At 45.2% G+C, this 21,967-nt stretch carries 11 protein-coding genes; 8 read left to right on the top strand and 3 right to left on the bottom strand.

What is annotated here, in order from left to right; genetic code table 11:
• Positions 1-137: hypothetical protein (locus HRU42_RS16655; protein WP_295032623.1), on the top strand; the 137-nt coding region annotated here is incomplete at its 5' end.
• A gap of 827 nt (positions 138-964) precedes the next feature.
• Here HRU42_RS16655 and HRU42_RS16650 read toward each other — a convergent pair.
• Positions 965-3,544, bottom strand: coding sequence for a helicase-related protein (locus HRU42_RS16650; RefSeq protein WP_295032621.1), 2,580 nt, complete (start codon positions 3,542-3,544; stop codon positions 965-967).
• Positions 3,545-3,806: 262 nt separating this feature from the next.
• On the opposite strand from HRU42_RS16650, the gene HRU42_RS16645 reads away from it, so the two are divergent.
• From HRU42_RS16645 to HRU42_RS16620, 6 genes are all read left to right on the top strand, one after another.
• Positions 3,807-8,999: a CHASE3 domain-containing protein gene (locus HRU42_RS16645; RefSeq protein ID WP_295032620.1), complete on the top strand. Its 5,193-nt coding sequence runs from the start codon at positions 3,807-3,809 to the stop codon at positions 8,997-8,999.
• A complete protein-coding gene (locus HRU42_RS16640; protein ID WP_295032619.1) occupies positions 8,996-9,847 on the top strand; it encodes a protein-glutamate O-methyltransferase CheR in 852 nt (283 codons plus the stop codon). Before HRU42_RS16645 ends, HRU42_RS16640 begins: the two co-directional genes overlap by 4 nt.
• A gap of 72 nt (positions 9,848-9,919) precedes the next feature.
• Complete coding sequence (locus HRU42_RS16635) at positions 9,920-12,934, top strand: DEAD/DEAH box helicase (protein WP_295032617.1); 3,015 nt, start codon at positions 9,920-9,922, stop codon at positions 12,932-12,934.
• Positions 12,934-13,785, top strand: coding sequence for an SWIM zinc finger family protein (locus tag HRU42_RS16630; RefSeq protein ID WP_295032615.1), 852 nt, complete (start codon positions 12,934-12,936; stop codon positions 13,783-13,785). Before HRU42_RS16635 ends, HRU42_RS16630 begins: the two co-directional genes overlap by 1 nt.
• Before the next feature lie 705 nt (positions 13,786-14,490).
• The gene (locus HRU42_RS16625) at positions 14,491-14,790 is read left to right on the top strand and encodes a helix-turn-helix transcriptional regulator (RefSeq protein ID WP_295032613.1); all 300 of its coding nucleotides are present in this window, start codon (positions 14,491-14,493) and stop codon (positions 14,788-14,790) included.
• Positions 14,780-16,069, top strand: coding sequence for a type II toxin-antitoxin system HipA family toxin (locus HRU42_RS16620; protein WP_295032612.1), 1,290 nt, complete (start codon positions 14,780-14,782; stop codon positions 16,067-16,069). Before HRU42_RS16625 ends, HRU42_RS16620 begins: the two co-directional genes overlap by 11 nt.
• A gap of 248 nt (positions 16,070-16,317) precedes the next feature.
• Here HRU42_RS16620 and HRU42_RS16615 read toward each other — a convergent pair whose 3' ends face one another.
• The gene (locus HRU42_RS16615; RefSeq protein WP_295032611.1) at positions 16,318-16,920 is read right to left on the bottom strand and encodes a mobile mystery protein B; all 603 of its coding nucleotides are present in this window, start codon (positions 16,918-16,920) and stop codon (positions 16,318-16,320) included.
• The gene (locus HRU42_RS16610) at positions 16,917-17,429 is read right to left on the bottom strand and encodes a mobile mystery protein A (protein ID WP_295032609.1); all 513 of its coding nucleotides are present in this window, start codon (positions 17,427-17,429) and stop codon (positions 16,917-16,919) included. Before HRU42_RS16610 ends, HRU42_RS16615 begins: the two co-directional genes overlap by 4 nt.
• An 815-nt stretch (positions 17,430-18,244) precedes the next feature.
• Here HRU42_RS16610 and HRU42_RS16605 point away from each other — a divergent pair.
• Positions 18,245-21,403, top strand: a complete 3,159-nt coding sequence (locus tag HRU42_RS16605) for a DUF3427 domain-containing protein (RefSeq protein WP_295032608.1) — start codon at positions 18,245-18,247, stop codon at positions 21,401-21,403.
• Positions 21,404-21,967 lie beyond the last annotated feature (564 nt).

Here is a 21,967-nt window from a genome sequence, read left to right as displayed (position 1 = left end):
TAGAGGTTTACCTGGCCGGTGAGCTACTCGCCGAAGAATTACGCATGACCCAGCTCGCCTTAGCAGAGATCACAGGCAAATTCACCTCAGACGATCTACTGGGCAAGATCTTCAGCTCTTTCTGTATCGGGAAGTAATCTAACCAGATCCTAGGTTCTAGTTCCTAGGATCTAGGAACTAGATCTTGTCTCTCGCTTTGGTCTTTCCGGCAGGCTCATATAAGCACTGTCTTTCCGGCATGCTTATGGCCGGAACCCAGATCTTGTCTCTCGCTTTGGTCTTTCCGGCATGCTCATATAAGCACTGTCTTTCCGGCATGCTTATGGCCGGAATCTAGATCTTGTCTCTCGCTTTAGTCTTTCCGGCAGGCTCATATAAGCACTGTCTTTCCGGCATGCTTATGGCCGGAACCCAGATCTTGTCTCTCGCTTTGGTCTTTCCGGCAGGCTTTTGGCCGGAATCTGGATCTTAGGCAAAACCTGACTCAAAGCGAAACTCAAATTCACTGTAAAATATGCTTTATACAGCTAAATCAGCCGATAAAGTCACTATTTTCGGTGATAAAAATAGCAGATCTAGGCCTGTACGTTTTTTAATCTCGATCAAAATCATCAACAGACATATCAACAAGTAATCCAAAACTAGATCTTTTATTCACACACCAAGCAGATCAAAACCTAACGCATTGATATTAAACAGGTCTCTTTGTGGATAAACATATCGATTTTACTTGTAAATAACAAAAATTAAGATCTTAGTTGAAAAGTTATACGCAAAACGAATTTTAATTCTGCTGATCGAAATCGATCTGATCGAGCAAAGATCAAAAATAATTTTTATAACTTGGATGCATTGAAATTTATTCTCAATATATCTGTCAAAATTGACGTTAAAAAATAAAAAAGTATCAAAAAAGTGGTCATTAAAACCACTCGTTCACACATCAGTGAGCCAACCAAACGGGTCATTTTACATCGACGACTCGACTCGCCTTCTTGTATTGAATCTTCCAACCTTGCCAACGAGGTAACTCCCAGCGTTTAGGGCCGGTTTTACGAGAACCATTGGCGTACACTAGTGTCACCAACTTGCGTTTAGGCTGGTATTCCACGGTGAGCTTAAGGTTGGCTAATATCAGCTGGATCGGGTACAAGTTATCGAACTCTTGACGCAACCAATCCGGGATCCCCTCGAACAAGAGATCATCCGCCTCTATCAGTTCCAAGTCATCGAAGCTTTCTACCCCTAGTTCACTCAACCTCTGCATAAGATAGGCATCGAATTCCAAAGGCGATTCACCCAGGCTGTTAACCAGACCCGATTCGGCAAACTGCTCCTTAGCCTTTCCCAGTGCTAACCAGATATTCCAGGCGGCAATATCATTTTTCAAACGCAGGGATAAGCCCTTAAATTGACGACCGACACTTATACTACGCACGATAGCCTCTATCGCCTGCTCCCCCTCGACTTGTTTCAAACGGGAACCTATCACCCTGCCGGCATAAAGCGTCTCAACCACCAGCTTATGCCTCTGTCCCTTCTCCTTACTGTCTCCCAGACGCTCCTCACCTAACTGAGCCTCTAACAAGACGTTAAATGAGATGGGTGCCATACAAGAGGCCAGATTCAACGTCTGCTTTGCCCCCTTACCGGCAATAGAGTGCAGATCGAATATCACCGCCGCTAACGCGCTCTCCTTACCATCGACTCCCTTAAGCTCACTAGAGAAACGACTGACGCGGCCAATTTGCGCCTCGCTAAAGCCGTTTCCAAGGGCTGTGCTACGTTTTTCTCGTCTGACGTAGGCGAGTTCTGGTGCCGCCTTGAGCACGGCTAACAACCATGACCTGCGTAGCTCGATGTGTTTACTGACTAACCCGGGTGATTGCTCGACACTCTGCAAACCCAATGCCGAACGGATCTGGTTGGCCAACATGCGCGCCTCTTTACGGGCGCCTCGATGAACATAACCGGCATCGGCGTCCCCGAGAAAGTCGGGGAGCTTTTCTCTTACTATTTTGATTAACGTAAATGCGTCACAGCCCAGGGGCTCCCACTCACTCAAGAGTTTAAGATCAGACTCACTGGTGGGTAACTTGAACAGGCCTTGTGGCACACTCAGGGCCGCGGCAAGATCGACCATCAAGCCACGACACACGTCGTCGGGCATGGCACTGATAAGGTGAGCAAACTGAGTGTCTATCGGTAGCGGAGAGAGCTTCTTACCGTGGGCCGTGATCAGCCCATCTGCATCGATGGCGCCCATAGCCAGTAACTTCTGCTCGGCAATAGCCAATGACTTAACAGGCAAGTCATCGACAAACTTAAGATCAGCTAGCTTATAACCACAACAGGCTGCGGCTAGCATAGGTTCCACCAGCTCTTCACGTTGAAGTTCTGGTGGTGTCATGGCTTCCATGGGCGCACTCTTGCCCCATAAGCGAATACAGATACCAGCTTGCGTACGGCCGGCACGCCCCATTCTCTGAGCACAGCTAGCTTTAGATATTCTCGCTAGAGACAATACGGTACGGCCATTGCGCTGATGGGTACGCCGCTCGAGACCCGAATCCACCACGGCTGTTACCCCGGGGATGGTCAATGAGGTTTCTGCCACATTGGTGGCGAAAATGACTCGCTGATGATCGGCCTGCTGCAGCACATTCTTCTGCTCTTGAGGACTGATACCACCATGAAGGGCTATTAGTGCCAATCGCTTAGCGCTCGCCTGAACCAAGGGCTGACAGCCTTGCATCGCGGCTTGAATCTCACGCTTGCCCGGCAGAAAAACCAATATATCTCCGTCGGTCTGTTGCAACAGACCGGACACTGCGGTTTTTACCCCTAGTTCCACGCCGCGAATGTCAGGCAGGTGGTGACTCTCACTGGCCTGATATTTTAGTTCCACGTGGAACCTTTTACCTTCCGCGATTAAACGACGGGCAGGAAGTGCCTCTACCGCGCGGCCTCCCCCCGGCTGATCGGCTAAACCACTAGTTAAGCCCATGCTTAAATAGTTAGTCAAACGTTCACCATCTATGGTGGCCGAGGTCAGTATCAGTCTAAAATCCGCTGAAGATTGGGCCTTCAACTTCAACATGGCCAGCAGCAAGTCAGTGTCCCAACGGCGTTCGTGGAACTCATCGATGATCACAGTCGCGAAACTGGCTAAATCGGTTTCCTGCAGCCAACGTAGGGCAATGCCCGGCGTAACGAAGGCTATCTGGGTATCATGAGTCACAGTAGAATCGAAACGTATGGCATGACCCACTTTTAACTCAGTTTGCCCGCCGACAAATGAAGACAATGCCAGACAAGCGACTCTACGGGGCTCTACCACTAATACTCGCCTGAGAATTCCAGCTTGTTTCGACTCAGTCCCGCCTCGTTCAACATCCCCAGCTTCTACACTCCCGGCTTCTACACACCATAGTGGCAAGCGGGTAGATTTCCCCGAGCCGGTATCGGACTCAACCACTAGGTGATGGTCTTTTATGGCAGATTTGAACTCTGCATAGAGTTTATCTATTGGTAATGAGTTCATATAAAATTCACTTTTATTAGATAGATCAGATACATAAGTATTGGATTTATAGACTGCATACTATTACAAGGAGTATAAAAATATTAGGACAAGTCTAACGGGCTAAGGCATCAGAGGGAACACGGAAGATAGCTGAATATTATTACAGACATTAAAAACCCCAAGTAATTGTTAACTTTGCTAATTATTAGCAAAGATCCATTTATCTACTATCTTTAATAGCAATAAAAATAAAGCTAGTGTGCTAAAAGGGAATTTGCCAATGAAAGATACGCCATCGCCTGCGTCCATAACCTCACCTCATTCGCGACTAAAAATATTCGACCAATTTAATACCAGAACTAAAATAATCTTAGGCTTTAGTGTGCCCTTGTCGCTATTGGCCATCATTTCCACTGTGGTTTATCTGAGTCTTGGCCAGCTTATTGAAACCTCTACCTGGGTAAAGCATACCCAGAAGGTGATTGCCGATGGCAAGGAGCTTGAGAAACTGATGATCGACATGGAAACCGGTGAGCGAGGCTTCTTGATCACCGGTAAAGATTCATTTCTCGAGCCTTTTAACCAGGCTAAAGCCGTTTTTGACACCAAACGTCAACAACTACAGAAGCTGGTTAACGACAATCCTGAGCAGGTGGAGCGTCTCGAAACGGTTGGTAAATTGAAAAACCAATGGATAACGGAGGCCGCCGATGTCGAAATAAGCAAGAGGCGCTCGGTTAAACGAGAGAATATCAGCCTGGATTATATGCAGAATGTGCTGCGAAAGGGCCACGGCAAAAATATTCTGGATGACTTAAGAACAACGATAGACGAGCTAGATCGGCATTTTAAGCAAACCAATAATCAAGTTGGTCAAAATATTTTACTCAAAATAGCCAAGGACCTAGTGGATCAAGCGAGTGGCCAGAGAGGATTCTTGATCACAGGCGAAGACATATTTCTTGAGCCATACCATGCTGGACGAAAAAACTTAAGCTTGCATATGAGCCAACTGCGTCAATTTATTGATAATAATTATGACTCTGGTTCTGTAGCAGAACAAATAAGTCAGCTGGAACAAGATGCCGAGTCCTGGCTATTGAGCGCCGCCGAACCCGAAATAAAACTGCGCCAGCAAGTCACCTTAGGGACTAGGCAACTCGAGGATATACAAGGCACCCTGATCCAGGCTAGGGGAAAAGGCATATTGGATAGGATGAGAGTCGATATTCATGATTTAGACAAGACGTTTTCGAAGGCTGGAGATCAGCAGGCAAAAAATATATTAGCGCAGATAGCCAAGAGCTTAGTCGATAGAGAGACCGGCCAGCGAGGCTTCTTGATCACCGGCAAGAGTGAGTTTTTACAACCCTTTGAAAATGCGAAAACTGGATTACAGGCTGAGTTCGACGCACTCAAAACCCAGGTGGACCACAATTTCCCCCCGGCGCAAGTACTTCCCCTGGTGGAGAAGATACAAGACTTATCCAGCCTATGGTTACATGAAGCGGCAATGCCCGAAATAGCCGCACGCCGGAAAATAAATCAAACGGGTTTAGGTAAATTAGAGTTCATCGAAAAAATATTGAGTCGTGATCTAGGTAAAAATATTCTAGATGCAATACGCATAAACCTTGATAGCTTGAGTGCTGTTTTCATCGATAAAAATGATGTTCGGGGAGAAAACTACCTATTAAAACTGGCGAAATCCATTGTCGATCAAGAGACCGGAGAGCGAGGATTTTTACTCACGGGTGATGATGCTTACCTAGCACCTTTCCACCAGGGAAATAAGGACTTTGACAATACCATCCTAGACTTGATGCTTTATGTAAGGACCGACACTAGATATAGCCATCAAGATGGGATAAGCCGAAATATCGCGGCGATCAGAGCGCTACACGCCAGATGGAACACACAAGCCGCCAAGCCTGAAATAGAGGCGAGACGAAAAATCGATCGACAAGACAACAACAGCCTGGCGTATATTCAAAAAACATTAACTCGCGCTAGGGGTAAAGATATTCTAGACGAAATAAGGCAATTAACCTATGTATTACACGAGCAGTTTAAAGATTCAAATATACAGGCAACTGGCTATCTACTGACAATATCTAAGGCCATAATCGATCAGGAAACCGGTCAACGTGGCTTCTTGATCACCGGCGAAGACCCCTTCCTCGCCCCCTATTTCAGTGGTAAAGCCAGCCTTAGAGAAACCTTCCCCAAGCTAAAAAATATTGTGCGCGACAGTTACCAGATAGCAGACACTTTAGCCAATATCGACGCCATAGAAGGTCTCACTGCACAATGGCTCATGCAAGCAGCTCGCCCTGAAATCGCCCTGCGTAATCAGATGAATGACGCAGAGGCGAACTTCGAGCAAATTCAAGCCGTGCTCTCCCAAGGGCTGGGCAAGGGCATACAGGATAAAATACACTTCTCCCTCCAGACGCTAAAATCCAGCTTTAACCTAGCCAAAAATGATCAAGCCTATTACTTAACCCTATTGCTGGAGAAAGACATAGTCGATCGAGAAACCGGTCAACGCGGTTATCTGGTTACCGGCAGAACAGAGTTTCTCCAACCCTTTGAAGATGGCCAGAAATCACTCGAACGTCATTTAGATGAATTAACCAAATTAGTAGAGTCTGGCTTCGATAAACATCATGTCTTATCCCTGATTGAAACCCTCAGACTAAAGACCATTGAATGGGAAGAGGTGGCCGCGGCGCCTGAGATTGCCATACGTAGGGCACTAAACGATACAGGCGCCAAGATGAGTGACATCACAGCGCTGATTGAAACTGAGACAGGCAAAAAGATCATCGATGAAATAAGAGCAATATTGAGCCAGTTTGTCCTGACCGAGAATAGCTTGATGCTGATACAAGAGCGAGAAGCAGAAGATGCCGCAAGCATGACCATTTTAATCGTGGTCATCGGCTCGATCGTCGCCATCATACTCGCCTTAATCACCTCTCTTCTGGTGTCAAAAAGCATAGTGAGTAAGCTGGCGACCTTAGTAGAAGCCACCGAGAAAGTCTCTCGAGGAGACTATGAACAGCAGATAAGACTCCACTCTGAAGATGAATTTGGCCAGCTGGCCCAGTCTTTCAACAACATGACCCTAAAATTAAAATATAACACCGAAGAAATGAATGAACAAAATCAAAGATTAATAGCATCAGAGGAGGAAATGAAAGAACAGAGTGAAGAACTCAAGGCCAGCAATGAAGAACTCGAAGAGAAACAACAAGAGCTGAGGAGCAGTAACGAAGAACTGGCAAGCCAGCAGCAAGCACTAGAACTGCAATCGGCTAAATTACTAAAATCGAAGAATCAGATCGAACAAAAAGCCAATCAACTAGAGTTAACCAGTAAGTATAAATCTGAATTCTTAGCCAACATGTCCCATGAACTCAGGACTCCCCTCAACAGCTTACTGATTTTATCTAAGTCTCTATACCAGAATAAGCCGGGAAACTTGACCGAAGAACAAGTTGAAGATGCCCACATAGTCTATCAAGGCGGCCAGACACTACTGACCTTAATCAATGACATCATGGATTTATCTAAAGTTGAAGCCGGCATGCTAGACATCAATCTTGATTCGTTTTTACCCGGTGATGTTCAATACAACTTAGAAACCTTATTTAACCCTCTCGCCCTCGAGAAAAATCTAGCCTTTAGTATTAATGTCGATAACAGACTATCGAGTCAGATAAAAAATGATAAACACAGGCTCGAACAAATACTGAAGAACTTCTTGTCCAATGCATTTAAATTTACCCAAAAAGGTCAGATCACCCTGGATATTCATCCTCAGGCTGAAGATCAAGAGCTGCTGTTTTCTTCGGGCCTGGTAGATACCAATGTCATCTGTTTTAGTGTCACAGATAGCGGCATAGGTATCCCGGCAGATAAACAACAAGATATTTTTGAAGCCTTCCAACAAGCCGATGGTTCCACCAGCCGACAATATGGTGGCACAGGATTAGGTCTGACAATTTCGAAGGAACTAGCACGTTTACTGGGAGGAAAAATAACCATGACCAGTGAACCGGGCAAGGGCAGTTGTTTCACCCTGATCTTGCCGGTAAATGCACCAAGCAAACAAGCCTCCCGCCCCCAGGCGATAAACTTAGCAGATAATTCGGCCAAGACAGATCAGGCGAAGATACAAGCGAATACACACATGGCCAGCAACACCAACTGGCTTGATGACGATCGCTTTAACATTTCCACAGGGGATGAAGCCTTATTACTGATTGAAGATGATCAGGCGTTCAGTCAAATATTGATCGATCTGATCCATAGCTTAAACCTTAAAGTGATTGCCACCGATAAAGGCCGAGACGGAGTCATGCTAGCCATGGAATATTTACCTAAGGGGATATTACTCGACCTAGGCTTGCCCGACATCAGTGGCTTACATGTCCTCGAACAACTTAAACATAACCTGCAGACCCGGCATATCCCGGTACATGTGATATCGGCGAGTGATAACAAGATGGAGTCACTCCACCTGGGGGCACTGAGTTACCTAAAAAAACCCGTCGACCCCAAGATGATCACCTCAACCCTACAGGAGGTCTACGCCGGCTCACAGTTGAGCAATAAGCGCATCTTGGTGATAGAAGACGATAAGGGCACTCAACATGCGATAAACTCGCTCTTAGATGGGCCCAGTACCAAACTGAGCTACGCCAGCACAGCCAAAGAAGCCTGTGAACAGTTAACGGTTAAATACTTCAATTGCATCATACTAGACTTAAACCTACCCGATATGAGCGGCACCGAATTGGTTAAGCTGATCAGTGAGCAACCCGGTGCCGGTATCGACGTCCCCATTATCATCTATACCGGCCAGACCATCACTCAGGATGAATATCGCATTCTCAACCAGTTTACCCCCTCAATAGTAATAAAAGGCGCCGAGTCTCCCGAACGCCTACTCGATGATGTCGCCCTATTCTTACATCGTGTTGGTGATAACTTCTCCAATAAGCAGCAGCAAACACTGCAAATGCTGCATGATGAGAATCAAATGCTGGTTGGACGACGGGTACTGGTTGTCGATGATGATATGCGCAACGTCTTCTCCATCACACGTATTCTAGAACAAGCTGGGATCAAGGTGCTTCAGGCCGAAAATGGTCAGCTAGCCATAGATTTACTGACAACAGCCGAACAACCGATTGAATTGATCCTGATGGACATCATGATGCCTGTCATGGATGGTTACCAAGCCATAGAACATATTCGTAAAATGGCAGCATATCGCACCACGCCCATCATAGCCTTAACGGCCAAGGCCATGCCGGGGGATCGTCATCAGAGCATTGAAGCCGGGGCCTCCGAATACCTCACCAAGCCGCTGGATATGGACAAGGTTCTCTCCATGCTGCGCGTCTGGTTATACCGCAGAACCGACACAACGCAGACCGTTAGAAGGAGTGAAAATACGTGAGAGACAATAGGTTAATATCCGATGAGGAACACACAGATCTGGAAATCGACTTGTTATTACAGGCGGTGAATCGAGTCTATGGCTATGACTTTCACCATTATGCTAAGGCATCGTTGCGCAGACGAATGACCAACTTGATGACCAGTGAGCATATGCAACATATCTCGGAACTCATTCCCGGCATCATGCATGACAAGTTCTTATTCGAGCGCTTATTGCAAGAGATGTCGATAACCGTCACCTCTATGTTTCGCGACCCCAAGATATTCTACCTACTCAAAGAAAAGGTCGTCACCAAGCTGCAAACCTACCCTTATATCAATGTGTGGCACGCCGGCTGCGCCACCGGTGAAGAAGCATATTCAGTTGCCATCATGCTCCATGAGGCAGGTTTACTCGCAAGATCCCGTATCTATGCCACCGACTATAACAATCAGTCGTTAGCCATCGCCGAGAAAGGCATCTATCCGCTGCAGAACTTGCGTGAATACGGTGAGAATTACCGCCAGGCAGGCGGACAGGGCTCTTTTGCCGATTATTTTATTGAGCGACACGGTAAGGCCTTATTCGATCCGGCATTACGGGAAAAAATCACCTTCGCCCATCATAACCTGATGAAAGATGAGAGCTTCGCAGAAATGCATCTGATCTTATGTCGTAATGTATTGATATATTTTGACAGTGATCTAAAAAACCGAGTATTGAAAGTCATCAGCAACAGCCTGGTACAGCGGGGATTTTTGATGCTGGGCGATAAGGAAACACTCGAGCTAACCAGCGTTACTTCAGAGTTCGAGTGCATCTCACCTCGTTCACGGATTTATCAGAAAAAATTGCAGTTAAATTAACGCCGTGAAAATAGCTTGAACTCCTGTGGCGCGAAACGCAGAATAGATTTTATTTCATAATTATAGCCACCTATGCAACTTATCCACCTCTTCTGGCAAGCCGAAGACGCCCAATTCGATAATAGCGGGCAATTATATTTATGGGTGGAGAGTCAGGACCAGATAACCAGTCCCGGGTTTTATCCTTACCAGCTAGACAGCAGCTGTTTCATGGGGTTTGCCATCAGGCAGCTGAAGATGAACTCGGCCTTCGAAGAGGTAGAGGTCTGGCTGCCCTGTAACGCCCAAGGTGCAGCTACTGCCTCGCCGGTCATCGCCAACATCAATAATTTGGACGACAACCAGGGCAGTAGATTTAAGCCATTCATGCTCAACGCCATACAGGTCGATGCGCCCATCAACTTTTTAAAAGAGCTTAACTTCCAGAGTTATCACTTCGAAGAGGGGCTGATCTTAGCCGACGATGCCAAATTTTGGATCAAGATGGCCTATGAACTCAGCCATATGATCAAGCAAGATCAATATATCCCCGCCCTAGTGGCCCAGGGGAACTCAGCTAACACTCGCTATCATACCAAGTGGCAGACTATCTCATCGGAATATCACGACCGGCTGAAGATGATATCCGGCCATATGCCTCATTCGGCCTGCCTAGGAGACTTTACCGGCTTCGACACCTTGTCGGCCTTACACCACTTCTCCGATGTCAGCCTCAATGACTTGATCGCAGCCACAGCCTATAGCCAAAAAAACATCAAGTCGGTAGCGCACACGTTTATCGCCCACGCCTTAGGCCACGGCACTCAAGCCATAGATGCCGACACTTTCAAGGCATGGAAGCTATGGCAGAATAATCTCGTCTATGACCAATTTGGTGCCGATTTCACCCTGTGCTTTAAACTGCTCGAGGCCAGTGAACAACACGAGGGCGACTGGGGGCTCGAGCTACTGCTACAGTCGAAACAAGACCCCTCTTTCATGGTCAACCTGACCCAGTACCGGCAGCAAAAATCAGCCAAGCAAGGGCTTTTCGCTGAACTGCTCGGCACTTCGGTCGAGCGCACACTCCTGCTGCAACTGGGCTACGCCAGTCGAATTTACCCCGTCATCGAACACATTTTTGCCACCAAGATGCAAGAGTCAGTGATCCCACTGGATCAGCAGCAGGCATTTCAATTTCTGAAGGAAGATGCTTGGACCCTGCACGCCTGCGGCTATCGCATCATAGTCCCGGCATGGTGGACATCTAAGGGCCGTCTCAAGGCTAAGGTCAAACTCAAGGCACACAAGCACACCGCCAGCGCGTCGAACTCACCTAGTGGCTTTATCGACGCCGACAGCCTTATCCAGTTCGACTATAGCTATTCCATGGGGGAACATGAGCTGAGCAGCGAACAATGGCAACAGCTGCTGGAGACTAAATCCGATCTGGTTTATTTCAGAGGCAGCTGGATAGAGATAGATAAAGCCGAGATGGAGAAGATGCAACAGCTTATCGAAACCTCGCGCAAAGACATGCACAGCGGCGACATGCAGACCCTGTTGGCACTGACGGCAGATGAATCCAGCTACGATATTGAGCTGGAAGACGGCATCAGGGCCATAGTCGATGAGCTGAAAAACCAGGATAAGTTTAGCCTAATCACTCAGCCAGCTCAGTTGCGAGCCGAGCTTAGGCCCTATCAGAATCGCGGCACATCCTGGCTGGCCTACCTTGAAACCTTGGGCATGAACCCCTGCCTGGCCGATGACATGGGTCTGGGTAAGACCATGCAGATCATAGCGCTCATGCTATTGCAGCCCAGAAAACAGGCCGCCTTACTGGTAGCGCCAACCTCAGTGGTGGGTAATTGGCTAAAGGAAATTCAAAAATTTGCCCCCACGCTCAATGCCGTCATACATCACGGCAATCAACGCAAACAGAAACAAGCGTTTGGCACCTTGGTCGCAGAGCACGACCTGATCATCACCTCCTACGGCCTCATTCGTAAGGACAAGGCCCTGTTTAAGGAGATAACCTGGTCACGGCTGATCATAGACGAAGCGCAAAATATTAAGAACCCGGCCTCGGCACAGACCAAGGTGCTGTACGGCCTCAGTGCAGACTCGCGCATCGCCCTCACAGGCACACCGATAGAGAACCGCTTAATGGATCTCTGGTCTATCTTTAACTTCTTAAACCCAGGCCTATTGGGGACTCAGGCCAGCTTCAGGAAAAAATTCGAACTGCCGGTTCAGAGGGACAATAATTTACACCAGGGCCAGTTGCTGAAGAATATCGTCGAACCCTTCATCCTGCGCCGACTGAAGACAGACAAGAATATCATCGATGATCTTCCGGACAAGATAGAACAGAAGGTCTATTGCGAATTGAGCACAGAGCAAGCCAGCATCTATCAATCCATTGTCGATGAGATCACCGCACAGATGGAGCAGACAGAGGAGAGTAAGGGACAAAAGGTGATCATGTTATCCGCGCTCTTGAGGTTGAAGCAGTGTTGTAACCACCCGGCCCAGGTGCTCCAGGACGGCAGTGAGTTCAGCATAGAACGCTCAGTCAAACTTCAACGGCTGGTGGAGACATGCAAGGAAGCCATCCGCAATAACGAGAGTGTCCTCATCTTCAGTCAATTCACCGAGGTCTGTAGTCAGATCCAAAAAATACTTAAGAATCAGTTGGGTTTCCAGACATATTATCTCCATGGTGCCACCTCCCGCGATCGACGAGAGCAGATGGTCGAGCAGTTTCAGGCCGAAGATAGCCCGGCAGCGGCCTTCATCCTCTCCCTAAAAGCCGGCGGCGTGGGCATCACCCTCACCAAGGCTAACCATGTTATCCACTTCGACCGCTGGTGGAACCCGGCGGTGGAAGATCAGGCCACCGACAGGGCCTATCGCATCGGTCAGCAAAAAACCGTATTCGCCCATAAGTTTATTACCTTAGGTACCATAGAAGAGAAAATAGATAAGATGCTGGAGGATAAGAAGAAAATAGCCAACTCGATTGTCGGCAATGACGAGTCCTGGCTGTCCGGCCTAGATGCCAATTCATTTATCAAGCTAATCCAGCTGAGTCGGGAGGTCTGATGCAGACGCAAAAAACATGGTGGGGTAATGCATTTATTGACTCCCTAGAAGCCTTTATCGATAGCGGCCGCCTGCAACGTGGTCGCGCCTATCGAACCGACAGCCGCATGCTGAAATTTGACATCAAAGCCAACCGGATAGAGGCCAGCATACGAGGGAATATCAACCCCTACTTCGGCATCACCAAGGAGCCCAGATATCGAGTCAGCCTGGCCTTCGAAACGATCACCAGCAAACAGTGGCAGGCCATCATAGCCAAGCTCTGTGACAACCCGGGCTGGATCTCCAAGCTGATGCTCAACGAGATGCCGGAAAATATAGAGCACGCCTTCGGCAAGATCCATTTCTTACCCGAATCCTACCGGGACATTCGCGCCAGCTGCAGCTGCCCCGATGATGCCAACCCCTGTAAACATATCGCCGGAGTATATTACCGCCTGGCCAATATCCTCGACAGGGATCCCATGTTGTTGTTTCAACTACGAGGCTTACCGCCGGCAAGCTTACATAAGGCGCTGCAAAAAACTGAGTTGGGACAGGTATTCTCGGCACATATCAGCACGGCGGACAAGGTGGAGATCGAGTATCAAGACCACAGATACAGTGAATTTAAGATCACCGCTAGGGGCGAGTCAGCCGGGCCAGCGAATGCTATCGGTCAGACACAATACTGGACCATGACAGACTGGTTACCGCCACAAAAAGATGAGGCTATCACAGAGATTAATGCCTCCTTGATCAAGAAGCAGGGAGATTACCCGGAATTTTGGACCCGATCTAACTCGTTTATCGACGCCATGGAAGAGATTTACAGCACCACTAAGCGTAAGAACAACAAAACACTCAGTTGAGGTGACTTGTCACATTACATAAAGAGCACCAAGTCACTAAGTCACGTTTGAAGTTAGTCTGATGGATTCATTTGGCTGTTTTTTGTTTAGTGGATTAAAGGTAATCGTATCTTCATGGTTATCTATAGCCTACGGCGAGTCTTCGAATGTAGGCTCGTTACATTTTCTGTGTGGGTTCATCTTGATAAGTTGGTATTGGCTAGTGTGTTGAAGGTCGACCCTTCATGGTTATCTATAGCCTGCGGCGGTGCAGTGCAGGGATGCACCAATGTCGTGGAGGCAGGATGCCTAAGAACGACCTTTCCGTGCAGATACTTCTGCGAGTCGCCGGCTGTTGATTTTATAAGAGTCATCCCTATAGGCTCTGCCAAACGTCCATGTTTTGGAAGCTCACAGCCGTATCTAGATTGGTAGAGAAAGCCAGAGGTCACGTCTTCGATTTAGCTTGTTTCTTTCTCTGTGTACTCCGTGGTGATAGCTTTGATTATCTTCCTAGATTGAGTATCTAGGTTAACGTTTGAAAAAAGAGCATTCTCACCACGATAATTTGGAATAGACATAGGCATTTGATAGCCAGAAAGTAGATATATCGATCTATTTCCGCTTAATTAGCTACGACCCCTTTATTGCAAAATGGATACAATAGTGTCTATTTTTATCCTTTTTAAGCTATAATGGATATTATTGTATCCATTGGTATTTGCTATGCCTCCATTTAAATTTCTAGATGATAAAGATGTCCAGTTAGCTTTTGCTGTTCACCTGAGGAAGTTGCGACAACAACAAAACCTTTCCCGTGATGCATTAGCACTGCGTAGCTGTGTTCCTGCGCCTACGATAAAAAAATTTGAGCTAACGGGTCAGATATCATTTCGTCAACTACTCTTGCTATGGCAAAGCTTAGATGAATTGGCACGATTATATGAGTTGACGCAAACCTCCTCATTAACGAAGCACTCTAAGATGCCGACTTCAATTGAGGAGGTATTAAAGGATGAGTTTTAAGCCTATTCAGAAGCTAGTGATCGACAGAACCCTAATGTCCGGGGAGCGAGTGACTGTTGGTCAATTAGCTCAAAACCGCCAAGGTGTATACTTTCAATATAGTAATGATTACTTGCAGCAGTTCGGTAACCTCTCTCCATTTATTCTGTCTGACAGCAGCAAGTTACAACTCGCCCCTAAAACCCCTCATGGTGGTTTGCATGGCGTCTTTGCCGACAGTTTACCTGATGGATGGGGGCTTCTACTGCAAGATCGAGTGTTTAGGCAGCAGGGTATAGCGTTAGCACAAATTACCGCCATGGATCGGCTCGCCTTTGTTGGCTCCAATGCCATGGGATCACTCATTTTTACGCCTGAATACCTATACCAAGAAAAAGTGAATGATGATATCGATATCGCTCACCTAGGCTTGCAGGCACAGGCTCTGTTTGATGGCCAGACTGATGAGGTACTTGCAGCCTTAGTCACAGCAGGCAGTTCTGGCGGTGCTCGCCCTAAAGCGCAAATCTACCTGAATGAAAGTGATCATAAGACCTGTCGAACAGTGCCCAGGCAAGGTGATGAGGCTTGGCTTGTTAAGTTCACCTCAAAAAACTGGTCACTTGGCCATGAAGAGGGGCTATGTGAGGCCGTTTATCTTCAAATGGCAAACAGCTTGCAGCTTGAACCTCCAAAATGGAAATTATTGCAGGCTCCTGCAAGTAGTGGAGCTCCGGCTTGGCTGGCGTTAAAACGATTTGATTGGGTAGATAACGGCATAGATAAAACGGCTGGTCGCATTCACATGCATAGTGCATGCGGTCTTTTAGATGCTGATTTTAGAATGCCGAGTTTAGATTATGAAGACTTGATTAAGATGAGTCGTCATCTATGTAAATCACCTGCTGTAGGGAGGCTGCAATTCCGTCGTGCAATGTTTAATCTCTTTGCTAGTAATCAAGATGATCACAGTAAAAACTGGGCATTTTTGCAAGATGACTCGGGTCGCTGGAGTCCTGCACCGTTTTACGATACTACCTACAGCCCACATCCCTTTAATGAACACTCAACCTCATTTATTGGTCATGGGAAGCGCCCCCCATTACCCACGATACAGAAGCTTGCCGAAACCGCAGGCTTTAACCGCTGGCAAGAGGCCAAGCTGCATATAGAGGAGATCGTTGATATCACTGCTAGTTTTGCTGAATTAGCAAAAGATATTGGCGTATCTAAACAGACAATTAAACAGGTTGAAAGCACACTTTCACAGCGTAGAATCGAAAACAGCTCACTATTTTGAGTTAAAACAGGAGTTAACTTACTTGTCGGTTAACAAGTTTGGCAAATAGCTTTTTGGTTAGGTAATCGTATTTTCATGGTTATCTATAGCCTGCGGCAGTGCCCTGCAGGGTCTTGTATGTTCCAGACATACATTAGACATTTTCTATCTCCCTATGGGTCAGATTCACCAATACTGTGGTGACAGGGATGTCATAGAACGTCCATGTTTTGGAAGCTCGCAGCCGCATCGACACCCGTTATAAGAGGTTAATTACCAATGCTCTCAAGATATTCAACGAAAGGGGCGAAGTCGCCCTTATCAGCTTCTTTAAGGCAAAAGATATAAGCACTGCGCTCATCGCTTATATTAGCAAGATCTCCTTTGGCCCATATTAGAGGTGACTCTTCCAATAGGAAAATACGAACGACATCAGTAAAAATACGAGAATGCCTACCATTGCCATTTGGAAACGGATGAATCCATACAAGCCTGTGCTGTATACGAGCGCAAAGCTCTAAATTTGAGTAGTGTTCATACTGTATCCAAAGCTTCGCATCTTCAAGAAAGTTGCCAAGATTTACTCGAACCTGGAGCGGATCACATCCAATGCTAAGCTCGCGAGTTCTTATGTTCCCTGCCCACTTCCAAACATCACCAAATAGATTTTGATGTAGAGCCAGAACAAAGTCTGTAGAGAAGATGGAATCAAGGGTTAGATCTGTTATATAGCTAGCCCACATCTGCCCTGCAAGAATGTTGGCTTGCTCAAGTTCATTAAGCTGGTCTCTTGTTGTGACGTGCGCGTGTTTCAACCCTTCCATATCATCAGGATCGAGCGGTGTAGCGCCATCGGACTCATCAACAATCAAGCTTTCTCATCCTTACTCTGCAACCATAACTTGCGGCCGCCTTCACGCATGATCTCTTCAGCCAGCTCGTCAATCAAATACTGCTCCTTGTCCTTGCTAATGGATTGAGCTTCCAAAAACATATTCTTAGAAGCCTTTCTAACTTCCGCGGAGGCAACTTTAAAGGCTCGATCGCTAATAGTCTCAGCCACTGCCTTCTTAGGCTTTAGTGTGTATGAGAACTCACAATCCAAAGCATCTGCTAATGCTTTTAGCTGGTTGAGTGTTATATCCCCTCCTGCTTCTCGCCTCTCAAGAACAGAGACTTTATTCCTGGTCATCCCAGCTCGAACAGCGAGTTGGGCGCCTGACATGTCAAGCGCTTTTCTAATCGTTCGAACCCAGCCCTCTTTTGGTACTGCGGGGGTAAATATATTAATCACGCCATCGACGATTTCTCGATATTGTCTAAGAACGGTCTTCTTAACTGTGCCTTTTTGCTTTAATGACTTAGATTGAAAAGAGTGCATAGCAACCTCACTTCCCATGGTTCATACAAAATAACGTAACCAAACTTAACGACTAAACATGATTTTCGTATCAATTTAAGCATACAAGACTACATCAACTGTATCGATTTTTAAATACATAATGAATAAGAACGTATCTAATTATAGATACTAAAAATGAATACTGCAGGCAAGAGGCAAGATACATAGACTCGATGCCGTGACTTGTCAGCTAACAAGTTTGGCAAATAGCTTTATTTGGTTAGCCTGTTGGGTTCATTGGGCTGGTTTTTTGCTTGGTGGAGTTTTAGTGGTTCATAACATTGCTGATGTTAATCGCCTCCAGCGGGTGCTGTATAGGGATATACCTATGTCGTGATGGCAGGATGCCAATGAACGACGTATGTGCAGGTAAGCTCTCGGGACGCTGTGAAGCCATCCATGGCCGCTTCACGAAAACATCCGTGTTTTCGAGACCCTCTTGCCTACATACACCTCGTCTCTAAAAAGCAGTGTGTCTCTTCGATTTACGGCTTAGCTAGGTTACTTCTAAAGTGGAAAGTGTTGATAGACTGTGTTTTTCAAGGAATTGCGTTAGTGCTTTAGGATCGTCAGATTCAAATAAGGGGACACTTTCTTCATCATGTCCTATTTCAATATCCCATGCTGCAGAGCCGAGGCTAGTTGCAGTAGCTGTGGCCGTAACTACACCTGTTGGTAAGCCATAAATGGTCCTTCGATTTAAGTTAAACCATGCATAACTTATCACTTGTGGCTTGCAAAAAATGACTTACCTGGCATAGTTAATATCAATCTAGGAATAATTGAGTTTATTAATGCAAACAGGTATTTATGAGCAGCTGATAACGAAAGTTATCAGTAATAAGTTGGAAAAAGAAAATTTCTATATATCCGACCGAAAAATGGATACGACCGAGCAAACACTTTGGTTAACTCGTGCATTAGTGCATGTTTTTCATCTTGCTATATCTGAATCAAAAAATACAAAAGACTCCCCATTAGCCCAAATAGAACTTGCTAATGAGCTTATCTATTGGCTTCAGAATAGAGTCAATAATCTAGACTTATCAGATTACACCATAGCTCAGCCAGCAAAACTACTCACAGCAATCTTTGATAAACAAGATCCTGTTTCGGCCAAGTTATCCGCACATATTGATAAAATAACCCCGCTTACCGGCCTCACACAAAGTGAGTTATTCTGCGGTAGTAACCAAGGAATTTCACTGGAAAGTGAGATTAAGCGTGAGATTTTATCTTCCAATAGAATTTGTTGGATCGTTTCATTTATTAAATGGACTGGTCTCAGAATATTCATGGATGAACTTCGGACTTTCACGAGTAATAGCAAACATAAGCTTCAAATTATTACGACATCTTATATGGGTGCTACGGATCTTAAAGCCGTTCAATGGCTGGCGAAGTTACCTAACACCGAAGTAAAATTGAGCTATAACCATAACCAAGAGCGTCTTCATGCTAAAGCCTATTTATTCATGCGAAACTCAGGATTTCATACAGGCTACATAGGTTCTTCAAACCTATCGCGTTCAGCACTCACTAACGGGTTAGAGTGGAACTTAAAAATAACCAATCAAGAAATCCCACACATCATAGACAAAACATTTAGTACATTTGAGACTTACTGGCAACAGCCTGAATTTGATTTTTTTGATGGTTCAGAAAAAGCGAGTCGTAAACTAAAGCATTCTCTTAGCGCTGGTCGTGGTGATAAAAAATACTCAAATACTGTATTTTTTGATCTGGCACCACATCAACATCAAATTGAAATTTTAGAAAGGTTAGATGCTGAGCGTAATCTACACGACCGCAACCGGAATCTAATCGTCGCCGCTACGGGTACAGGTAAAACATTGATATCTGCCTTCGACTTCAAGCGTTTCTATCAAAAAAACCCTACAGCAAAAATTCTATTTATAGCTCATAGAGAAGAAATACTAACACAAGCAATCGAGAGTTTTAGAGCGGTACTAAAACAGCCTAACTTTGGCGAATTATGGGTAGGCCAGTATAAACCAGACTCATACGACCAACTTTTCGCATCAATTCAGAGCTTTAATAATCAAATAGATAACATAAAGCTGAAGCCAGATTACTATGATTTCATTATTATTGATGAAGTTCATCATGTATCAGCTGAAAGTTATCGAAAGTTCATCAACCATTTTTCACCTAAAATATTACTAGGACTCACGGCTACACCCGAACGTCATGACGGTAAAAATATACTGGATGATTTTTGCGGTGTGATAGCAGCTGAACTTAGATTACCTGAAGCTATCAATCTAAGGCACTTATGCCCTTTTCAATATTTCGGCATAGATGATAATACCGATCTAAGGCAGATTAAATGGGAAAATGGCCGTTATAACCCGAGTGAGTTGACCCAAGTCTATACCCAGAATGATCAACGACTGCAGAAAATACTTCAAAATATAGAAGAGCTTGTAACTAATCCATTGGAAATGCGCGCATTAGCTTTTTGTGTCAACCAAGATCATGCTCGGTACATGGCTGAAAAGTTCAGCCTTAAAGGAATACCAAGTGCGGTACTTACCAGTAAAAACACTTTTGAAAGACACTCTGTAAGGCAAGATTTGCAACTAGGAAATATTAATATTCTTTGTGTTGTCGATATATTCAATGAAGGTGTCGATATCCCAGAAATAGATACACTACTCTTCTTACGACCGACAGAGAGTTTAACCATATTTTTGCAGCAATTAGGGCGAGGTTTACGTCATAACGATGGCAAAGAGTGTGTTACTGTTTTGGATTTTGTCGGTAATGCTAGAACCGAATATGACTTCTCTCAAAAGTTCAGAGCATTGATAGGAAAAACTCATACCTCTATAAGTAAAGAAATTGATCACGGCTTTCCGCACCTTCCTCTTGGTTGTCACATTGAACTGCAGAAAAAAACTAAAGAAATAATCTTAAACAACATTAAGAAAGCCATATTAAATCAGCAAAAGCTAAAATCACATATTCAAAATTTTCAACATCATACAAATCAAAAACTGACGCTAAATAATTTTTTAACGTTTAACCCCAACATTCAGTTACTTGATATTTATAAGAAAAAACCTAAAGATGGTGGTGGATGGACTCGCCTGTTAAGCGATCTAAAATTAATAAAAAAAGTTAACGAAACAACAATCGCCGAAAATTATCACAAAGCGATTAGCAACAGCTTGATGAGATGTGATGCTCGAACTTACCTCATTTTCATTCGTTCTCTGGCACTAAATAACTTTAAGTGGATTGATAATGGCGATCCAATAGAACAGAAAATGGCTCTGATGTGCCACTATGATTTTTGGAATTGTTCAGGAAATAAGCTAGGTTTCAACTCTCTATCTGAAAGCTTATCAGCACTTACTCATCCTGAATATCAAAATGAGTTAATACAAGTTATCAATTACTTACTGGATAATAACGATACTCAAGTTCAAAGACTTCAAACAGATTTTCCTTGCCCACTTCAACTCAATGCTCGCTATACACGAGAGCAAATTATCGCAGGGTTAGGAGGCTCAAGTTTTGAAAAACAAGCAGTAAGCCGTGAAGGAGTATTCAACTTAAAAGAACTCAACGTAGAGCTGTTGTTTGTTACATTACAAAAATCAGATCAACACTTTTCACCTACGACGCTTTATCACGACTATGCAATGAGCCCTACTCACTTCCATTGGCAGACTCAGAATTCAGCAAGACCTGATAGTGGTAAGGGCTTAGCCTATATCCAGCATAAAAATATTGGTAAAAAACTTATGTTATGGGTGCGAGAATCCAATAAAGACGAAAATGGAAATACGATGGGATTTGTGAACTTAGGTTGGGTTAACTTGGCAGAAACTAGCGGCTCCCAACCTATGAATATAACTTGGGAGCTGCATGAACCTATGCCCAGCTACCTATGGAAAGATGCAGCAAAATTGGCAAACAGTTAAATATATAACTCTATTAATCGAAGAAGCTATCAGCTTTTTAGAGAAAGGTGTGGATGCGGCTGCGAGCTTCGATGACACGGCGAGGTTTCACTGCGTGAAACTCTTCGAGCGAGAGATAAGGATATCGAACTGGCCTTTAAACATGGCCGGAAATGTTCCCTACATTTTTCGGCATTCCCTACTATCCATGTAGGTCAGACGTGCTTGAATGATATCCTATCTAAGGGCCAGTTCGGCCAATTATGTCCATATAAAAAGGCCAGTTCAGCATCCATGCTTCTCGTTCATAAGCTCATGGCTATGCCATATTCACCGTCTCGCAGAAGTATCTGCACATCCCCACCGGAGGTGATAAGTCGTAATGAAGGTATGATTACCTTCAATCCTGCAAACAAAAACAAAGCCAAAAAAACCCAACAGCCTAACCAAAAAAGTTGCTGCAAGCTTGTGAACCGACAATATTCGAAGAAACACTGCTTACTCTTTGCTTGTAAGAACAGGTGTAGATGCGGCTGCGAGCTTCCAAAACAAGGATGTTTTGGCAGAGCCTATAGGGATGACTCT

This window comes from Shewanella sp. (assembly GCF_013214165.1).
Classification (GTDB): Bacteria; Pseudomonadota; Gammaproteobacteria; order Enterobacterales; family Shewanellaceae; genus Shewanella.
Note: the sequence above shows the minus strand (reverse complement) of the source record. Positions and strands in the feature narration are given on the sequence as shown.